This window comes from Rhodoferax sp. XS2R6 (genome assembly GCF_056521365.1).
In genome coordinates this window covers 821,223-838,778 of the sequence record NZ_JBWMAY010000002.1, presented here as the reverse complement: position 1 = coordinate 838,778, position 17,556 = coordinate 821,223, and the positions used below count along the sequence as shown (strand labels likewise).

Annotated in this window: 16 protein-coding genes and 2 tRNA genes; 10 read left to right on the top strand and 8 right to left on the bottom strand. The window is 59.0% G+C overall.

Annotated features, from left to right (window positions below):
• Positions 1 to 6: 6 nt before the first annotated feature.
• The 5 genes from dapD (at position 7) to AC097A_RS10425 (ending at position 6,502) form a co-directional block, all read left to right on the top strand.
• Complete coding sequence (dapD, locus tag AC097A_RS10445) at positions 7 to 831, top strand: 2,3,4,5-tetrahydropyridine-2,6-dicarboxylate N-succinyltransferase (protein WP_479620769.1); 825 nt, start codon at positions 7 to 9, stop codon at positions 829 to 831.
• Positions 832 to 861: 30 nt separating this feature from the next.
• The gene (locus AC097A_RS10440; protein WP_315479163.1) at positions 862 to 2,028 is read left to right on the top strand and encodes a PilT/PilU family type 4a pilus ATPase; all 1,167 of its coding nucleotides are present in this window, start codon (positions 862 to 864) and stop codon (positions 2,026 to 2,028) included.
• Between the two features lie 85 nt (positions 2,029 to 2,113).
• A complete protein-coding gene (dapE, locus tag AC097A_RS10435) occupies positions 2,114 to 3,301 on the top strand; it encodes a succinyl-diaminopimelate desuccinylase (RefSeq protein WP_479620768.1) in 1,188 nt (395 codons plus the stop codon).
• Complete coding sequence (prmB, locus tag AC097A_RS10430) at positions 3,298 to 4,188, top strand: 50S ribosomal protein L3 N(5)-glutamine methyltransferase (protein ID WP_479620767.1); 891 nt, start codon at positions 3,298 to 3,300, stop codon at positions 4,186 to 4,188. Before dapE ends, prmB begins: the two co-directional genes overlap by 4 nt.
• A gap of 370 nt (positions 4,189 to 4,558) precedes the next feature.
• Positions 4,559 to 6,502: an ABC-F family ATP-binding cassette domain-containing protein gene (locus tag AC097A_RS10425; RefSeq protein WP_315479166.1), complete on the top strand. Its 1,944-nt coding sequence runs from the start codon at positions 4,559 to 4,561 to the stop codon at positions 6,500 to 6,502.
• Positions 6,503 to 6,596: 94 nt separating this feature from the next.
• On the opposite strand, the gene AC097A_RS10420 is transcribed toward AC097A_RS10425, so the two are convergent.
• From AC097A_RS10420 to AC097A_RS10390, 7 genes are all read right to left on the bottom strand, one after another.
• Positions 6,597 to 6,672, bottom strand: a tRNA-Lys gene (locus AC097A_RS10420).
• A gap of 8 nt (positions 6,673 to 6,680) precedes the next feature.
• A tRNA-Lys gene (locus AC097A_RS10415) sits at positions 6,681 to 6,756 on the bottom strand.
• 45 nt (positions 6,757 to 6,801) lie between these two features.
• Complete coding sequence (locus AC097A_RS10410; protein ID WP_479620766.1) at positions 6,802 to 7,596, bottom strand: tRNA threonylcarbamoyladenosine dehydratase; 795 nt, start codon at positions 7,594 to 7,596, stop codon at positions 6,802 to 6,804.
• A gap of 23 nt (positions 7,597 to 7,619) precedes the next feature.
• Entirely contained in the window at positions 7,620 to 8,417 is a 798-nt protein-coding gene (gene ybgF, locus AC097A_RS10405) for a tol-pal system protein YbgF (protein WP_105260861.1), read from the bottom strand.
• 3 nt (positions 8,418 to 8,420) lie between these two features.
• Complete coding sequence (pal, locus tag AC097A_RS10400) at positions 8,421 to 8,960, bottom strand: peptidoglycan-associated lipoprotein Pal (protein WP_315493433.1); 540 nt, start codon at positions 8,958 to 8,960, stop codon at positions 8,421 to 8,423.
• 25 nt (positions 8,961 to 8,985) lie between these two features.
• Positions 8,986 to 10,251, bottom strand: a complete 1,266-nt coding sequence (tolB, locus tag AC097A_RS10395) for a Tol-Pal system beta propeller repeat protein TolB (protein ID WP_479620945.1) — start codon at positions 10,249 to 10,251, stop codon at positions 8,986 to 8,988.
• Between the two features lie 7 nt (positions 10,252 to 10,258).
• A complete protein-coding gene (locus AC097A_RS10390; RefSeq protein ID WP_479620765.1) occupies positions 10,259 to 11,113 on the bottom strand; it encodes a glycosyltransferase family 2 protein in 855 nt (284 codons plus the stop codon).
• Positions 11,114 to 11,221: 108 nt separating this feature from the next.
• Between AC097A_RS10390 and AC097A_RS10385 the strand changes: the two genes are divergently transcribed.
• From AC097A_RS10385 to AC097A_RS10365, 5 genes are read left to right on the top strand one after another with little or no spacing between them, the layout of a single operon-like run.
• Positions 11,222 to 12,016 carry a glycosyltransferase gene (locus tag AC097A_RS10385; protein WP_315479170.1) on the top strand — a complete coding sequence of 265 codons (795 nt, stop codon included), beginning with the start codon at positions 11,222 to 11,224 and terminating at the stop codon, positions 12,014 to 12,016.
• On the top strand, positions 12,009 to 13,742 hold the full coding sequence (gene msbA / locus AC097A_RS10380) for a lipid A export permease/ATP-binding protein MsbA (RefSeq protein ID WP_479620764.1): 1,734 nt from the start codon (positions 12,009 to 12,011) through the stop codon (positions 13,740 to 13,742). Before AC097A_RS10385 ends, msbA begins: the two co-directional genes overlap by 8 nt.
• The gene (locus AC097A_RS10375) at positions 13,739 to 14,455 is read left to right on the top strand and encodes a polysaccharide deacetylase family protein (protein WP_479620763.1); all 717 of its coding nucleotides are present in this window, start codon (positions 13,739 to 13,741) and stop codon (positions 14,453 to 14,455) included. Before msbA ends, AC097A_RS10375 begins: the two co-directional genes overlap by 4 nt.
• Positions 14,452 to 15,339: a DUF6492 family protein gene (locus tag AC097A_RS10370; RefSeq protein WP_315493429.1), complete on the top strand. Its 888-nt coding sequence runs from the start codon at positions 14,452 to 14,454 to the stop codon at positions 15,337 to 15,339. The genes AC097A_RS10375 and AC097A_RS10370 overlap by 4 nt, the downstream gene beginning before the upstream one ends.
• Positions 15,336 to 16,100, top strand: a complete 765-nt coding sequence (locus AC097A_RS10365; protein WP_479620762.1) for a hypothetical protein — start codon at positions 15,336 to 15,338, stop codon at positions 16,098 to 16,100. The genes AC097A_RS10370 and AC097A_RS10365 overlap by 4 nt, the downstream gene beginning before the upstream one ends.
• Here the strand turns inward: AC097A_RS10365 and AC097A_RS10360 are convergent.
• A complete protein-coding gene (locus tag AC097A_RS10360) occupies positions 16,077 to 17,555 on the bottom strand; it encodes an O-antigen ligase family protein (protein WP_479620761.1) in 1,479 nt (492 codons plus the stop codon). The two genes, AC097A_RS10365 and AC097A_RS10360, sit on opposite strands and share 24 nt — an antisense overlap.
• Position 17,556 lies beyond the last annotated feature (1 nt).

Here is a 17,556-nt window from a genome sequence, read left to right as displayed (position 1 = left end):
AGCCCTATGAGCCAACAACTGCAAACCGTTATCGAAGCCGCGTGGGAAGACCGCGCCAACATCTCCGTCGCCTCTGCCTCCGCCGAAGTGCGCGACGCCGTGGAGCGTGTGCTCAACGAGCTGGACGCCGGCCGCCTGCGCGTGGCCACCCGTGAAGGCGTGGGCCAGTGGACCACCCACCAGTGGATCAAGAAGGCCGTGCTGCTGAGCTTCCGTTTGAAAGACAACGAAATCATCCAGTCCGGCGACCTGGGCTTTTACGACAAGGTGCCCACCAAGTTTGCCGGCATGAGCGCTGAAGCCCTCAAGGCCACGGGTGTGCGCGTGGTGCCCCCCGCTGTGGCGCGCCGCGGCAGCTTCCAGGGCAAGGGTGTGATCCTGATGCCGTCCTACTGCAACATCGGCTCCTATGTGGACGAAGGCACCATGGTCGACACCTGGGCCACCGTGGGCTCGTGCGCGCAGATCGGCAAGCATGTGCATTTGTCTGGCGGCGTGGGCATTGGCGGCGTGCTGGAACCCATGCAGGCCGGCCCCACCATCATTGAAGACAACTGCTTTGTGGGCGCGCGCTCGGAAGTGGTCGAAGGCGTGATCGTGGAAGAAAACTCGGTCATCTCCATGGGCGTGTACATCGGCCAGAGCACCCCGATTTACGACCGTTCGACTGACACCGTGAGCTACGGCCGCGTGCCTGCCGGCTCCGTGGTGGTGAGCGGCAGCCTGCCCAAGGGCGACGGCAAGTACAGCATGTACGCCGCCATCATTGTCAAGAAGGTGGATGCCAAGACCCGTTCGACCACCAGCCTGAACGACCTGCTGCGCGACTAAACCGTAGACCTGTTCCAAGAGAGGTACGCCATGGCCACCACCACACCCCAACCATCGGGAACGATGGAACGCATTCTTCGCCTGATGAGCGAGAAGAAGGCGTCGGATGTGTACTTGTCCGCGCACGCCCCGGCGCTGATCAAGATCAATGGCCAGTGTGTACCGATCAACAGCCAGACCCTGCCGGCCGACGCGCCCAAGAACCTGCTGGCCGAGGTGCTCTCGCCTGAGCACATGGCGCTGCTGGAGGCCGAAGGCGAGCTCAATGTGGGCTTTCCGATGGCGGGTGTGGGACGTTTTCGCGTCAGCGCCATGCGCCAGCGCGGCTCCATCGCCGCGGTGATTCGTTACATCGCGGTGGACATTCCCAGCCTGGCCAACCTGCAACTGCCGCCCATTCTGGGCGACCTGATCATGGAGAAGCGCGGCCTGCTGCTCATGGTAGGCGCCACCGGTGCGGGCAAGAGCACCACGCTGGCGTCCATGATGGATTACCGCAACGAGAACGTCTCGGGCCACATCCTGACCATCGAAGACCCGGTGGAGTTTTTGTTCAAGAACAAGAAGTCGGTGGTCAACCAGCGTGAGATCGGCACTGACACACAGTCGCTGCAGGTTGCGTTGAAAAACGCGCTGCGCCAGGCGCCCGATGTGATTCTGATTGGCGAAATCCGCGACCGCGAAACCATGTCGGCAGCCGTGGCCTATGCACAGTCGGGCCACCTGTGCCTGGCCACCATGCACGCTAACAACAGCTACCAGGCGCTGAACCGCATTTTGAGCTTCTACCCAGTGGAAGTGCGCTCCACCATGCTGGGCGATCTGGCCGCCGCGTTGCGTGCCATCGTGTCGCAGCGCCTGCTGCGCACCACCGCGGGCTCGCGCATGCCAGCTGCCGAGGTGTTGCTCAATACCAAGCTGATTGCCGAGCTGATTGAAAAAGGCGACTTCTCGGGCGTGCGCGAGGCCATGGAAAAGTCCATGGCCGAGGGTTCACAAACCTTCGAGCACGACATTGCCCGCCTGATTGTGGAGGGTTCGGTCGACCGCAAGGAAGGCCTGGCCCACGCCGACTCGCCCACCAACCTGTTGTGGCGCCTGCAAAATGACTTCACCAAGGCGGCCAAGCCAGCTGCTGTGGTGGAAGAGGAAGAAGAAGCCTCGTTTACCGAAATTACCCTGGATGTGAAGCACTGATGAGCGTAGCGCTGAACCGTTTCAAGCAAGCTTGCGCCCCCTTGGGGGGCAGCGCCGCCAACGTATTGGCCAGCGTGGGGGCTCTATGACCAAGACGTTGCAGCTTACTGAGCAGCTGCTTTCCATGGCGTCCGTCACGCCGAGCGACGGCGGTTGCCAAGCCTTGATTGCCCAACGCCTGGCGCCACTGGGTTTTGTCTGCGAGACCATCGAAAGCGGCCCGGCCGACTTTCGTGTCACCAATTTATGGGCGAAACGGGCTGTAGCCCCCGCCAATACTGCGCTAGCAGCTAGCAAACCTGTAGCAAAAACCCTGGTGTTTGCCGGCCATACCGATGTGGTGCCCACCGGCCCGCTGGCGCAATGGGACAGTGCGCCCTTTGTACCCACCCACCGCGACGGCAAGCTGTTTGCGCGCGGCGCCAGCGACATGAAAACCTCGCTGGCCGCGTTTGTGGTGGCCATCGAAGAGTTTTTGACCGCCACGCCCAACCCCGACCTGAACATCGCCCTGCTGCTGACCAGCGATGAAGAAGGCCCCGCCAATGACGGCACCGTGGTGGTCTGCAATACCCTGAAGGCCCGTGGCGAGGTGCTGGACTACTGCATCGTGGGCGAGCCCACGTCGGTGGAGCGCACCGGTGACATGATCAAGAACGGCCGGCGCGGCACCATGAGCGGCAAGCTCACGGTTAAGGGCGTGCAGGGCCACATTGCCTACCCGCACCTGGCCAAAAACCCCATCCACCTAGCCGCGCCCGCGTTGGCCGAGCTGGTCGGCATCGAATGGGACCGTGGCAACGACTTTTTCCCACCCACCACCTGGCAGGTCAGCAATATGCACGGCGGCACCGGCGCCAGCAATGTGATTCCGGGTCATGTGGTGATCGACTTCAACTTCCGCTTCTCCACCGAGTCCACACCCGAGTCATTGCAAAAGCGCTTGGCCAGCGTGCTGGAAAAGCACGAGCTGGAATATGACCTGGCCTGGACCGTGGGCGGCCTGCCCTTCCTCACCACGCCCGGCACGCTGGTGGACGCCGTGCGCGACGCCATCCGCTCCGAGACTGGTATCGAGACCCAGCTGTCCACCACCGGCGGCACCAGCGACGGGCGCTTTATCGCCCAGGTCTGCCCCCAGGTGATCGAGATGGGGCCGCCGAACGCCACTATCCACAAGATCAACGAGTTTGTGGCGGTGGCGGATATTGAGCCGCTGAAGAACATTTACCGCCAGGTGCTGGTCAACCTGAACCGTCAGGCGCAGGCATGACCTTGTTGGAACTGGTGGCCCAGGCCACCCAGCAGCTCACGGACGCTCAAGTCTCCTTTGGCCATGGCACGACCAATGCGCGTGACGAAGCCGCCTGGCTGGTGTTGCACGCGCTAGGTCTGCCGCTGGATACGCCGCTCGACGCAGACGATTCAGAGTCAAATAGGCCTGTAGCCCCCGAGGAATATGCGCAAGCAGCTACGCTTTTAGGAGCGCGCATCAGCACACGCAAGCCTGCGGCATATCTGACGAATGAGGCCTGGCTGCAAGGCGTTCCGTTTTATGTGGACGAGCGGGTCATCGTGCCGCGTTCGCTGATTGCCGAGCTGTTGGTGGATGGCAGCATTGACTACTGGCTGAAAGAAAGCACGCACCGTGTGCTGGACTTGTGCACCGGCAACGGTAGCTTGGCTATCTTGGCAGCCATGGTGTATCCCGATGTGGAAGTCGCTGGGGCCGACATTTCTACCGATGCGTTGGCCGTGGCCCGCATCAATGTGGACAAACACAGTTTGCAGGAGCGTGTGCAGCTCGTCGAGTCTGATGGCTTGTCCGCCCTGCCCGGTCCGTTTGATTTGATTCTGTGCAATCCACCGTATGTGAATGCGCAGAGCATGGCTGCCCTGCCCGCTGAGTATCTGGCTGAGCCTTTTATCGCGCTGGACGGCAACCAGTCTGGTGGCAGTGGGGACGGTATGGATTTTGTGCGCACGCTGTTGCAACAGGCACCGGCCCATATGGCAGACGATGCCGTGTTGGTGCTGGAGATTGGCAACGAGCGCACCTACTTTGAAGCTGCCTTTCCCGCCCTGGAAGTGGTGTGGCTGGAAACCAGCGCCGGGGAAGACCAGGTGTTGTTGGTAACCAAGGAGGCATTGCTGCTTTAGCGCCTTTACGCCGGGCTTAGGTGCTGGGCACGCAACAGGCCAGGGGCAGAGATCTCCGTTCGTGTCCCCCGGCCTTCGGCCTCCTCCTTTACCTCACTGCGCTCCCCACCCCTACCCTGCCGCTACGAACGTATTTTTTCTTCTGGCGCAGACAATGCCACCTTTGGGATGGTGGATGGGGTATCTGGGCGCAGGCGCTGTTCGCGGTTGCCACAGCGTGTCCCCGCAAACCAAGGCGTTAACGAAATAACCACTGCGAACCCAAAGTGTTCGCCCGCGAGATGTGCCGGAGAACGGATGCCCCGTCCACCAGCCCTCACCACCATGCAGGCCCGAAACGCCTCCAAGAATTGAAAACTGAGTCTCCAACATGATTACCTTAAAAAACGTCACCCTGCGCCGCAGCGCCAAGGTGCTTCTGGACAGCGCTTCCGTCACCCTCAATCCTGGTGAAAAGGTCGGCCTGGTGGGTCGCAACGGTGCGGGCAAATCCTCGCTGTTTGCCCTGCTGAACGGCAATCTGCACGAAGACGCGGGCGAGTACTACATCCCTACCCAGTGGCGCATGGGCCAGGTGGCCCAGGACATGCCCGAAACCGACCAAGGCGCGACCGACTTTGTGGTCGAGGGCGACACCCAACTAGGCGCCGCGCGTGCCGAAGTGGCAGCCGCAGAGGCCACCGACGACTACGACCGCATGGCCCACGCCTACACCGGCTTGCACGACGCCGGCGAGTACGACGCTGCCGCACGTGCGCAGGCGCTGATCCTGGGCCTGGGCTTCAAGACCACCGAGCTGGACAAACCGGTAAACAGCTTCTCGGGTGGCTGGCGCATGCGCCTGCAGCTGGCGCGCGCGCTGATGTGCCCCAGCGATCTGTTGCTGCTCGACGAACCCACCAACCACTTGGACTTGGACGCTCTGGTCTGGCTGGAAGCTTGGCTCAAGAAGTACGAAGGCACCATGGTCGTCATCAGCCATGACCGCGAATTTTTGGATGCGGTGACCAACGTGACGCTGCACATCGACGCGGGCAAGCTGGTGCGCTACGGCGGCAACTACAGCAAGTTCGAGGATTTGCGTTCCGAGCAAATGGCGCTGCAGCAGACAGCGTTTAGCAAGCAGCAAGACAAGATCGCCCACCTGCAGAAATTTATTGCCCGCTTCAAGGCCAAGGCCAGCAAGGCCAAGCAGGCGCAGAGCCGGGTCAAGGCGCTGGACCGCATGGAGAAGATTGCACCGCTGCTCAGCGAGGCGGATTTCACCTTCGAGTTCAAAGAACCCGCCAACCTGCCCAACCCCATGCTGTCCATGAGCGGCGTCAGCTTCGGCTACCCGCCGCCCGAAGATGCGCCCAAGGGCACACCGCCCACCACCATCGTGCACAACGTCAGCAAGTCGGTGCTGGCTGGGCAGCGCATTGGTATTTTGGGTGCCAACGGCCAGGGTAAATCGACCTTGGTAAAAACCGTCGCGCGTGATCTGCAGCCCTTGGGTGGTGACGTAACTGAAGGCAAGGGCCTGAACATTGGTTACTTCGCGCAGCAAGAGCTTGACGTGCTGCGACCCGACGAATCACCGCTGGAGCACATGATCCGCCTGGTCCGTGAAATGACAGCTGCCGGCAAGATTGCCGGCCAGCAGACACGCGAACAAGACCTGCGCAGTTTCCTAGGCACCTTCAACTTCGGCGGTGACATGGTCAAGCAGGCCGTGGGCAGCATGAGCGGTGGCGAAAAAGCACGCTTGGTGCTGTGCATGATCGTCTGGCAACGCCCCAACCTCTTGCTGTTGGATGAGCCCACCAACCACCTGGACTTGGCAACCCGTGAAGCCCTGGCCATGGCGCTCAACGAGTTCGAAGGCACAGTGATGCTGGTGAGCCACGACCGTGCGCTTTTGCGCAGCGTGTGTGATGAATTCTGGATGGTGTCGCGCGGTGGCGTGGAGCCGTTTGATGGCGATCTGGACGACTACCAGCGCTACCTGCTGGACGAGGCCAAACGCCAGCGTGAGCTGGCCAAGGAAGAGGCCAAGTCTGACGCCATCAAGCCCGCGGTCGTGGCGCCGGTGGCGATTGTCAAAACCGGCCCCACACCGGAAGCGCTGCGCAAGCTGAAGAAGGAACTGGCCCAGGTGGAGGAGCGCATGGCGACACTCAACACCGAAGGTGCTGAGCTGGAGGGCAAACTCTCGACCAACCCGCACCCATCCGTGATTGCCGAAACCGGCAAGCGCCTGAAATCGGTGAACGGTGAACTGCAAACGTTGGAAGAGCAGTGGCTGGAGTTGACCGCGCAGATGGAGGGCTGAGGCCCTCCTTGGGCAGCGTCCAACACAACGCCCAATAAGAAAAAACCCCGCTACCAAAAAGATAGCGGGGTTTTCAATATCTACGCAGTGTAGATGGTGGGAACTGAGAGATTCGAACTCTCGACCTACGGATTAAGAGTCCGCTGCTCTACCAGCTGAGCTAAATTCCCAAAAAATTTGGTGGGACCAGCGGGGGTCGAACCCACGACAAACGGATTAAAAGTCCGCTGCTCTACCAACTGAGCTATGGTCCCAACGGGATCTTGCAACGTAGCTACATGATCCCGCGAAGCCTCAAATTATAGCGTGTTTTTTTCTTCCTCTTGCTCTCGCCGCGATATTTTGTCGATGATCCAGCCCGCGGCACACATACCAAAGGTGGCAGTGACCGTCACAAGCGAACCATAACCATGGCAATTGAGTGAGCCATCCGATTCCACTGCACAGGAGGCATCTGGCCCTGCGACCGCTTCTTTGCTAAAGACACAGGCAACACGCATTTTTTTGCCATTCTTGGGTGCGCTGTGCTCCTTGCGCAAACGGTAGCGCAGTTGTGCCAGCAGCGGGTCGTGGGTAGTTTCGCTCAGGTCGGCAATGTCCACTGCATGCGCCAAACGCTTGCCACCCGCAGCACCGACCGTGACGAACGGTGTTTTGGTTGTGACCGCCCATGCAGCCATTGCAGTCTTGGTACGCACTTGGTCACAAGCATCCAGTACGGCATCCACGCCCCCCGCAACGAGAGACGCCCAGTTGTCCGCGTCCGCAAAGGTATCCAGACAATGAACGTCGCAAGCGGGGTTGATGAGGGCAATGCGTTGTCGCATGGCCTCAATTTTGGCCATGCCCAAGGTGGAAGACAGGGCATGCAGCTGGCGGTTGATGTTCGACTCGGAGATATGGTCCATGTCCACCAGCGTGAGCCGCCCCACCCCACTGCGCGCCAGGGCTTCGGCGGCCCAAGAACCAACGCCGCCGATGCCAACCACCATCACATGGGCCAAGCGCACACGATCCGCGGGTGCCACGCCCAACAACCGGTCCAGGCCCGAGAAACGGCGCGCGAGATCTACAGACTCCAAGCTATCGGTCATGGCAAACGTGCGAGCCAGGCGCCTTACTTGAGACGCGCCAGGCGCTCTTTGGCTGCCGCAGCAGCCTCGGTGCCGGGGTGTTTGGCCAGCAACTCCTCTAGGGTTTTGCGCGCGGCCTTCACGTCCTTGATCTCAAGTTGGCAATTGGCAATGGCCAGGAGTGCCTCAGGGACACGCATGTGATCGGGTGTTTGCTGAACCAATGTGCGAAAGTTGGCCTGCGCCTCTTTGTAGTCCTTGGTTGCGTACTGCGCATTCCCCAGCCAGAACAACGCAGAGGGGCGATAACCGCTGGCACTGTAGCGATTCAGCAAATCGACAAATGACACTTGGGCTGCGGGGAAATCCCCTTTGCGAAAAACCGCCAGTGCGGATTCAAAGTCGCGTTTTTCCGCAGGTTCGGCAGAAAACTCACGGCCATCCACACTTACCCGGACGGGCTCCAGTTTGCGCAGGCGATCTTCCAGCGATTGCCCCGCATCCTTTTGATTGCGCTGAATCTCTGCCACGTCGCGGGCCAATTGCTCACTCTGCCCGCGCAGTTTGGCCATCTCCACTCGGCTGGCCTCCAGCTGGTTTTGCAAATCGAGCAAGGCTCGGCGTAACTGTGCAGCCTCTTCGGTTGCACGCTTGGTTTCTTCAGCCTGCTTTTGCTCCGACTCCTGCCTAAGCTGGTCAATGCGTTGGCGCAGGTCCAAGATTGCGCGGCGCGCTTCCTCATCGTCAAACAAGCCCGCTTGCGCAAAACCTGCACTCGCCAACAACGAGAGCACCAACAGCCCTTGGCGAACCACAGCCCAAGCGGAGCGTTGTGTGACCATGGCTTAGCGGTAGCTGATTTCGGTGCGGCGGTTCTTTTCCAGCGCCGCTTCGGAATTGCCCAAAACCGCAGGCTTTTCCTTGCCAAAACTCACGGCTTCGAGCTGGCTGTCTGCCACACCTTGCAGTGCCAGTGCCTTGCGCACGGCTTCAGCACGTTTTTGACCCAGCGCCAAGTTGTATTCACGACCACCACGTTCGTCGGTGTGGCCTTCCAAAGTGACCTTGCGGGCTTTGTCAGACTTCAAGAACTTGGCATGTGCTTCGATGACGGACTGGAATTCAGAACGGATGACGAAACTGTCATAGTCGAAATACACGGTACGGGTGGTGGACTTCATGAAGGCGTCTTGATTGGCCTTATCCAGATCCACGGTGGTAACACCGCTCTTGGCAACACCACTGCCATCCGCCTTGTTGGCATCCGCAGCGGTGCCTACTGTAGCGCCAGATTTGTCTTCCACCGGCACGTTGTCCAGCTTGACAGAAGAACCGCAGGCACTGAGAACCAATGCAACTGCCAGGGACAAAACGATACGCTTCATTCAAAACTCCTTGTTAAATTTCAGATTATTTTTGGAAAGGGCCCCAATCGGGCTCCCGAATATCACCACTTTGGCCCGCCAATCGGGCCTTGATCCGTCCATCCAGGGTGCTGGTCATCAGCGCCTCGCGGCCTTGCTGCAAGGTGGCATAAATCACCAGTTTGCTGTTGGGCGAAAAACTGGGGTTTTCGTCCGCAGTAGTGTCGGTAATGGCGCTGACCGTGCCAGACACTATGTCCATCACATGCAACTTAAAGGCGCCATTCACCCGGGACACATAGGCCAGCCATTTGCCATCTGAGCTGACAGCCGGCGAAATGTTGTAACTGCCAGAAAAAGTGACACGTTCGGGGTTTCCACCAGTGGCGGGCATTTTATAGACTTGTGGTGAACCACCCCGATCACTGACAAAGTAGATCGTCTTGCCATCCGCTGTGTACACCGGTTCGGTATCGATGGCACTGGATTGGGCCAACCGGCGTGGCTCGCCACCATTGGCGTCCATCAGGTACAACTGGGAGCCGCCATCGCGACTCAAGGTCAGCGCAAGGGTCCGCCCATCCGGGGACCAGGCTGGTGCACTGTTGGATCCTTTGAAGTTGGCCACCAGCCGACGACGCCCTGTGGATACATCATGGACATACACAACGGGCTTGCGTGACTCAAACGATACATAGGCAAGCTGGTTGCCATTGGGTGCCCAGGATGGAGAAATCACGGGCTCGGGGCTGTTCAGCGCACTCTGGGCATTTTCCCCATCGGCGTCAGCAACCCAGAGGTTGTAATTGCTACCCGCCTTGGTGACATACGCCACACGCGTGGAAAAGGTTCCTTTGTCACCCGTGAGTTTTTCATAAACAAAATCAGCGATGCGGTGCGCGGCCAATCGCAAATCTCCAGCAACCACGGCATGGCTTTGCGCGCCCAAGTCTTGGGTCCGTACCGCATCCCACAAACGAAAGCGAACATCAAAACGCCCATCGGCCAAACGTGTGATGCTGCCAGTGACCAATGCATCCGCACCCCTCTGGCGCCAGGCGGACATATCGGGGCGTGACACCTCATCCCAGAGACCCGCAACATTGTCTGTGCCACGGAACTGACCACTACGCTCCAAGTCAGCCATCACAATGGCGGACAGTTTTTGGGGTGATGACTCCTCGCCCTTGAAGCTGGGGACGGCGATGGGAATCTGGGTCAAGCCCACACCGGACACCTCGACGCGAAACTGTGCTGCGGCCTGCAGACTCACAAAACAAGTGATGACAGCAAGCAAAAATTTATTCGTCATGTTCCGATTATCCCCAACTGCGCACCACCACATGGGGAGCGTCTTTGCTTTCTTGGTAACCAATGGTAGAGCGTACTTGCCCTGTCTTCTGGCGCTGCCGAACCTTGTCGGCATTCACCCCCTCTTGCAGGCGGCTGGCCTCCGGATGCCACAGGTGGTAGACCTCCGTGGCACAAAATCCATTCTTGCGAATCAAGCCAGCATTGTGCAAACGAAGGACAAAATCAGCGTCTTCGTGTCCCCAGCCCACAAAACTCTCATCAAAACCATTCACCGTCAGGTAATCTGATTTCCAGACTGCCATATTGCAACTGCGTATGCCTTTCCACACAAACTGAGGCTGCAAACGGTACCGAAAATCGGGCAATCGCAGCAGACCCGTGAGTTTGCTGGCGTCTCCCCTCAAGCGTCGGCATAACCAGTAGCCCGCGGATCGGGCGCTGATAACGTTTTTACCTGCCAACAACCGCCGGGTAAACCTTTCTCCAAGCAGGACCCGACTGCCATTTACGAAACAACCGACCTGCATCAGCTGGCGATGGCGTGCAATAAAGTCAACATCGGGTATGCAGTCGCCATCCATCAAGATGAGGTAAGCCCCTTTGGATGCAGCCACCCCTAGATTGCGTACCTGGGATGCAGTGAAACCGATATCCGGATGCCACACATGGGTGGCGGCAAGCCCTGAGGATGCACAAGCTTGTGCAACCCGGTCTCGGTGCGCCTGGGTGGAACCATCGTCCGCGACAACAATCTCAAACCCGCGATCCGTTTGCTGCTTCAAGCCATCCAAGACCAGCGCCAAGGCGTCGCTGCGGTTATAGGTGGTGACCACCACCGATATCGGATCGAAAGAAGACATTTTGGAATAGACTAGGCCGCTCGCGCGGAGGGTGTTGACAACACTTTGACTTGCAGTAGAGCAAGCGCTGCAGAGAAAGTTCACAACACGGACGGATGTTATCACCCCATGCCATTGATTTCTGTTTACATCATCGCTTTCAACGAAGCAGAAAAGGTGCGTGCTGCGATTGAGAGTGTTCGCTGGGCGGATGAGATCGTGGTGGTGGACTCCTGGAGTACAGACGGCACTGCGGATCTGGCTGTCCAGCTCGGAGCCCGAGTCGTGCAGGTCGAATTCAAAGGCTTCGGCGACCTGCGCAACCAGGCTATTGCGGCCTGCACACACCCATGGATCTTCAGCCTGGATGCTGACGAGCGGTGCACGCCGGAGGCCGCGAAAGAAATCAGGCAATTGACCGAGAGTCCCGATGCGTTGGACGCTTACCATACGCCTAGACGTAATTTCTTCATGGGCCGCTGGATCAAGCATTCAGGCTGGTATCCCAATTACCGCCAACCCCAGCTGTTTCGCAAGGGTGCCATGCGGTACGACCAGAAACCTGTGCACGAGGGCTACGTCCTCGAATCCGACAAGCCACTGGGCCACATGCGGCAGGCGATTTGGCAATTCCCGTTCAAGAACATGGCAGAAGTCATGCACAAAGCCAACCGCTACTCCAGCTTGGGCGCAGAAAAACTCAAGCATAAGAAGATCTCCATGTGGTCTGCACTACTGCATGCCAAGTGGGCGTTCTGGAAACACTATCTTTTCAAGCTGGGATTTCTTGATGGATGGGCGGGTTTTGTCATCGCGGTCGGAAACTTTGAAGGCACGTTTTACCGCTATGTAAAGGCTATTGAGATTCAGAGTGGGGAAGCGTGGTGCGCCCCCACCAAGCCACCACTGTCCCAGCATGACTAAAGCAGACCGCACGCTGTATCTGCGGCTGCTGGGCTTTCTTCGCCCCTACTGGAAGGCCTTCTCTATCGCCGTGCTTTGCATGGTTTGTATTGCGGCAACTGAACCGGTGTTTCCTGCCATCATTAAGCATTTGCTCGACAGTGGATTTCGCACCACCGAAGCACGCATGGTGTGGCTGATCCCTACCAGCATCGTGTTACTTTTTCTGACACGCGGGGTACTGTCTTTCGTGACCAACTACCTCATGACTTGGGTCTCGACTCGCTTGGTGGTAGACCTGCGGCGTGCAATGTTCGACAAGCTGGTAGGTGCCCCCACACAGATCTTTCACACCCAGCCCGCCTCGCAATGGATTGCGCGTCTGCTCTATGACGTGGACAACATCAACCAGGCCGCCACCAATGTGCTGGTGACGGCGGTACGAGAATCGTTAACTGCAGTGGCGCTGCTGTCCTATCTGCTCTACCTGGACTGGAAACTGACCTTGATCACGCTGACTGTGGGACCGGTAATTGCCATTCTGATCCAAAGCTTTGGCCGCCGCATACGAAAGGCCAGCAAGGCGAGCCTGGAGTCGCTACGCGCCGTAGCCCACACCGTGGAAGAGACTACTGCGGCCAACAAGGTCATCAAGATCTATGGCGGCCAGGCACAGCAGAAAGAGCGTTTCCACGCCGTCACCGAAAGCTTTCGCCGCAGCATGATGAAAGAGGCCGTACCCGCCTCAGCACTGACACCCATCACGCATATGACGGCCTCCATCGCCATCGCCTTCATCATCTACATGGCGCTGAGTCGCTCCATGGGCCAGGCCGGTGACACGGCGGGCGGTTTTGTCTCTTTCATCACCGCCATGCTGCTGCTGATCTCGCCGATCAAGCAACTCACCACCATCAGCCCCATCCTACAGCGCGGCCTGGCCGCCTGCGAAAGCGTCTTTGGGGTTCTCGATGCACCTGTAGAAGCCGATATAGGCCATGCCAGGTTGCCGGACTGCAAGGGTGAGATCCGCTTCGAGAACGTGTCCTTCCGCTACCCCGGCAGCGACAAGCTGGCACTGGACAAAATCACCCTCCAGGCGCAACCCGGTCAGACCATCGCCTTGGTAGGAGCGTCGGGCGGCGGAAAAAGCACGCTGGCGGCGCTGATTCCTCGCTTTTACACGCCAGACTTTGGCCGCATCACGGTGGATGGCGTCGACATCGCCACACTGGCACTGACCAACCTGCGCGAACACATCGCATTGGTCAGTCAGGACATCGTCCTACTCAATGACAGCGTTCGCGCCAACATTGCCTTTGGCCAGTCGCGCGGTGCCGATGACACCAAAGTGCAAGAAGCGGCTGTTGCAGCCCATGCGTGGGAATTCATCTCCCAGCTTCCACAAGGACTGGACACGCTCACCGGGGAAAACGGTGCAGCGCTCTCGGGCGGCCAGCGACAACGCATTGCGATTGCGCGAGCTCTACTGAAAGATGCGCCCATCCTCATCCTCGATGAAGCCACTTCGGCCCTAGATACCGAGTCGGAGCGCATGGTACAGGATGCGCTGGCTACCCTCATGCGCAACCGAACCACCCTGATCATCGCCCATCGCCTCAGTACGATTGAGCGCGCAGACCTGATTGTAGTGCTGGACCAGGGGCGCATCGTGGAATCTGGCAACCATGCCTCCCTGCTTCAACGCAACGGCTATTACGCCAACCTGCAGAGGTTGCAGACATGAAGATACCAATCCTGATGTACCACCAGATTGACGTACCGCCACCGCGTGGCACGGCGCTGCGCGGACTCATTGTTGCGCCCTCCTCGTTTGCCTTGCAAATGCGCATGTTGCGCCTGATGGGCTACAAAGGCCTGTCCATGCGCGATCTGGAGCCCTATCTGCGCGGGGATCAACAAGGCAAGGTGGTGGGCATCACTTTTGACGATGGCTACCAGAACAACTTGGTCCACGCCCTGCCCACGCTAAAAGCCAACGGCTTCACCGCGACTTGCTATGGTGTCAGCAGCATGGTGGGAGGTACCAATGCCTGGGACGCAGGGAAAGTGGCGCAGAAGCCGCTGATGACACAGCAAGACTGGCTGGCCTGGCACGGGGCTGGCATGGACGTGGGCTCGCACACGCAGACGCATGCCAACCTCACGGAGCTGTCCGACGAAGCAGCGCAGCAGCAGATCGTGCAATCCAAGGACGAGCTGCAACATGTGCTGGGCGCCGAAGTACGGCATTTCTGCTATCCCTACGGCTGGTTCAAACCCGAGCACGAAGACATGGTGCGCGCGGCAGGCTACGTGACGGCCACGAGCACACGCAGGGGCCGTGCGCAAGCGGGCGACAACCCCTATGCGCTCAACCGGATCATGGTGGCGCGGGCCACAAACCCGTTGCAGTTTTTCATGAAGGTGGCTACGGCCTATGAGGACAAGCGTGCATGAGCCCGCTGGCGTTGTACTGCAAAAGTTATAGCACCGACTTACGGCGCGTCGTGCGCCTGATGCAATCCATCGAGCGCTTCAACGAGACACGCATTCCCGTCTATATATCTGTGCCGGAGTCCGAGCTGGCCCTGTTTCGCGAACACCTGGGCACCACCTCTGCCCAATTGATCTCTGACGAGAGCATTCTGCAAGCCTCCCCGCGCCTGAACCTAGGCCAGGTCGCACGCATGCACGGAGCGGTGGCGCAACAGGTCGTGAAGTCGGAATTTTGGCGGTTAGGGCTGGCCGAAGCCTATGTTTGCCTGGATTCGGACGCGGTCTTCATTCGTCCGTTTTTCAGCAACGATTTTTTGGCTCCAGACGGCTATCCTTACACAGTGCTGGACGAGGCACATGACCTGCTGGAGGGTGCCATGCAACATGGCCGTCCCCGCATCGTGGACGACTTTGTGCGGGAAGCCGCATCGATGCAACAGACATTTGGACGCCATGGCCGCCGCTACAGCTTTGGTCCTTTTCCTCTGGTATGGCACAGCAAGGTCTGGGAGTCGCTGGACAGCAATTACCTGCAACCACGCGGCATGGGCTTTGCCGATGCGATTGCGCAAACCCCGATTGAGTCGCGCTGGTATGGCGAGTCGCTGCTGGCCTACCAAGCCATTCCCTTGCACCCCTGTCAAGCGCTTTTCAAGGTCTATCACTATGCCTGGCAGCTAGACCAGGAAACACGCCGCGGCATCACCCAGGAGCAACTGTCCACCCTGTACTGCGGCGTGATCTATCAATCGGCTTGGGAGCGCGAGATGGACTGGCCTAGTGAAGGCGGTAGCCTGCTCTCTCGCGTCGGTCGACAACTGCGTCGCAAGCTGGGCAGGATATGAGCCCCCCCGGCACCGACCACATCCCCATACTGCTGACCTCCAGTGTGGTGGCCCATGACAAGGGAGTCCGCCTGCAGGACCCCACGGAGCGGGCCCGGCTGGCGATGGAGTCCGTACAACAGTGGCGGGCCATTGCTCCCCGCAATCCGCTAGTACTTTGCGACGGATCGGACTTCGATTTTCAACCCTTAGTTGCTACGCTGCCTGGGAGCGGCCCGATGGAATGCCTGCATTTCCAGAACAATGTGGAGCGGGTCCAACGGCATGGCCGGGGCTATGGTGAAGGCGAGATCGTGCGCCATGCCATGGAACACTCCACGCTGATCCAGTCTGCTGGCTGCTTTGCCAAATGCACCTCCAAGCTCTGGGTGGACAACTTCAGCGCCTGCATGCAACCATGGAATGGGCATCTACTCATGAAGGGGGTGTTTGACCATGCTTTCTCGCCGCGCAAGGCAACAACGCTGGCCTATATCGACACGCGGTTTTATGCGATGGACCTGCAGACATACCAACAGCATTTTCTGCATGCCCATGAATCCATTCGTGCCCAGGATGGCTATGGCCTGGAAGAGAGCTTCAGGGATATCTTTCTGAACAAGCAGCTGCAGAATTGCCTGATGAGCCCTCCTCCGGTCATCAGCGGCGTTGGGGGCGGAACCGGCGCGTACTATAAGAACACGCTCTTGCGCCAACTGAAGGAAAAGTGGCGCTACCAGCTCGTCAAGCGCAACCCGCTATTCCGAAACTGGTTTGCCTGAGCGCAGCAGCAAGAACAGCGTGAGCAGAAAAAAGGCCTGCATCTCCAGATAGTGTTCCTGGTAGACGGCATCCACCATGCCGCGCAACAGCCAGAAGACGGATAAAAGCAGAAGCGCCAGGCCCGCTGGCCATGTTTTCTCTTGCTTCAGCGCGCTCCAGCCCGACTTTGCGAACCGCAATAGCACCCAAGCGTAGAGGATGGCCCCGACCCAGCCCACGGCCAGTATCAGATTGATCCAAGCATTGTGCGCATGGGAAAAGTTCATCGCCGGCACATGGCCACACAGTTGCTCTATGCGGTACTGGTAGGCATCACGCCCGCCATTCCAGCCCCAGGGATTGCTGGCACTGAGTTCAGCACCGACACGGGCCAGTAAGACTCGCCCGCCGTCGCCTTGGAGGCCTTCAATCAGTGACTCGACATAGGCCTCGTCCTTATAGGGATATTGTCTGCGCACAAACTCGGAAGTGGCAGGAGTAAAGCCCTCACAGATTAAGTCTTTTGGTCTCTCGATCTGGAAGCCAATCGCCACCTTGTCCCCCATGGAGTACCAAACCGGATTGTGCGAGACCACTTGGTAGAAGAACACGAGGCACAACGTCCCGACGCCCACCATCATGAGGCCCGCCCCTCGCCCCAGTCGCAACGGCACGCGCTGAACGCGTACAAACACTGCATAGGTCACAAAGGCAAGCACCAAAATCAGCAGCCCAAAGTAGGCAGCCGCACGTGACTGCGCAATCACCACACTCACAAAGCACAACGCAACCAACGCCCCTGCCTGGATCGCCCTGCGGTGCTTGCCCTCATGCCAGGCCGCCAACATCACAGCCAAGCCTATGCACATGGCCTGAGAGGCTGGATAGCCCAAATTGCCATGCATGGGCTCTATGCCTCTAAACCCCAGGGGGAAGGCTTGAAACGGTTTCTGCAGCAAGGACACATCCCGCAGCACAGCCCACAACGACTGGCCTGCCACCTGCAAAGACGGATCCTCATAGAACGCGGGCTGGAATACGCCGGCCCAGGCCAGTACGGTAAGGCCCAGGTGAATGAATACCGGCACCGCGCTGACCAGCGCAAGCACCCAGAGTGTCAGGCGCTTCGTGCCAAGGATCAGAAATGCCCCCCATGCGAGCAACCAGGTCAGCATGGACTCGCCCCACATGCCCTTGCCAATCATGTTGCCCCATGCCCCGGCAGAGTTCGGGGCAATCAAGGGGAATAGCAAAAGATAGGCACACCAGAGCCAGACCGGCAATGGCACTGAAGCAGTCAACGTGGCCATACGCCCACGCTCAGTGCGCCAAGCAACCCCAAGATAGCCCAGCAGGAGCAGCAACAAGCCAAGATGCAAGACATTGCGCAAGGCAATCGTGCCCGACACGGACAGCACACCAGCAAAGGCCAGAAGCAGCGGAAGATAAAACCCCTGAAATCGGTTCAACGTCATG

What these genes read in the sequence shown, in the direction of transcription:
- msbA (WP_479620764.1), top strand. Translation starts at nt 12,009, where the DNA reads ATGACTAAAGCAGACCGCACGCTGTATCTGCGGCTGCTGGGCTTTCTT.
- prmB (WP_479620767.1), top strand. Translation starts at nt 3,298, where the DNA reads ATGACCTTGTTGGAACTGGTGGCCCAGGCCACCCAGCAGCTCACGGAC.
- pal (WP_315493433.1), bottom strand. Translation starts at nt 8,960, where the DNA reads ATGAAGCGTATCGTTTTGTCCCTGGCAGTTGCATTGGTTCTCAGTGCC.
- AC097A_RS10375 (WP_479620763.1), top strand. Translation starts at nt 13,739, where the DNA reads ATGAAGATACCAATCCTGATGTACCACCAGATTGACGTACCGCCACCG.
- AC097A_RS10390 (WP_479620765.1), bottom strand. Translation starts at nt 11,113, where the DNA reads ATGTCTTCTTTCGATCCGATATCGGTGGTGGTCACCACCTATAACCGC.
- ybgF (WP_105260861.1), bottom strand. Translation starts at nt 8,417, where the DNA reads ATGGTCACACAACGCTCCGCTTGGGCTGTGGTTCGCCAAGGGCTGTTG.
- tolB (WP_479620945.1), bottom strand. Translation starts at nt 10,251, where the DNA reads ATGACGAATAAATTTTTGCTTGCTGTCATCACTTGTTTTGTGAGTCTG.
- AC097A_RS10360 (WP_479620761.1), bottom strand. Translation starts at nt 17,555, where the DNA reads ATGACGTTGAACCGATTTCAGGGGTTTTATCTTCCGCTGCTTCTGGCC.
- AC097A_RS10440 (WP_315479163.1), top strand. Translation starts at nt 862, where the DNA reads ATGGCCACCACCACACCCCAACCATCGGGAACGATGGAACGCATTCTT.
- AC097A_RS10370 (WP_315493429.1), top strand. Translation starts at nt 14,452, where the DNA reads ATGAGCCCGCTGGCGTTGTACTGCAAAAGTTATAGCACCGACTTACGG.
- AC097A_RS10410 (WP_479620766.1), bottom strand. Translation starts at nt 7,596, where the DNA reads ATGACCGATAGCTTGGAGTCTGTAGATCTCGCGCGCCGTTTCTCGGGC.
- dapD (WP_479620769.1), top strand. Translation starts at nt 7, where the DNA reads ATGAGCCAACAACTGCAAACCGTTATCGAAGCCGCGTGGGAAGACCGC.
- AC097A_RS10425 (WP_315479166.1), top strand. Translation starts at nt 4,559, where the DNA reads ATGATTACCTTAAAAAACGTCACCCTGCGCCGCAGCGCCAAGGTGCTT.
- dapE (WP_479620768.1), top strand. Translation starts at nt 2,114, where the DNA reads ATGACCAAGACGTTGCAGCTTACTGAGCAGCTGCTTTCCATGGCGTCC.
- AC097A_RS10385 (WP_315479170.1), top strand. Translation starts at nt 11,222, where the DNA reads ATGCCATTGATTTCTGTTTACATCATCGCTTTCAACGAAGCAGAAAAG.
- AC097A_RS10365 (WP_479620762.1), top strand. Translation starts at nt 15,336, where the DNA reads ATGAGCCCCCCCGGCACCGACCACATCCCCATACTGCTGACCTCCAGT.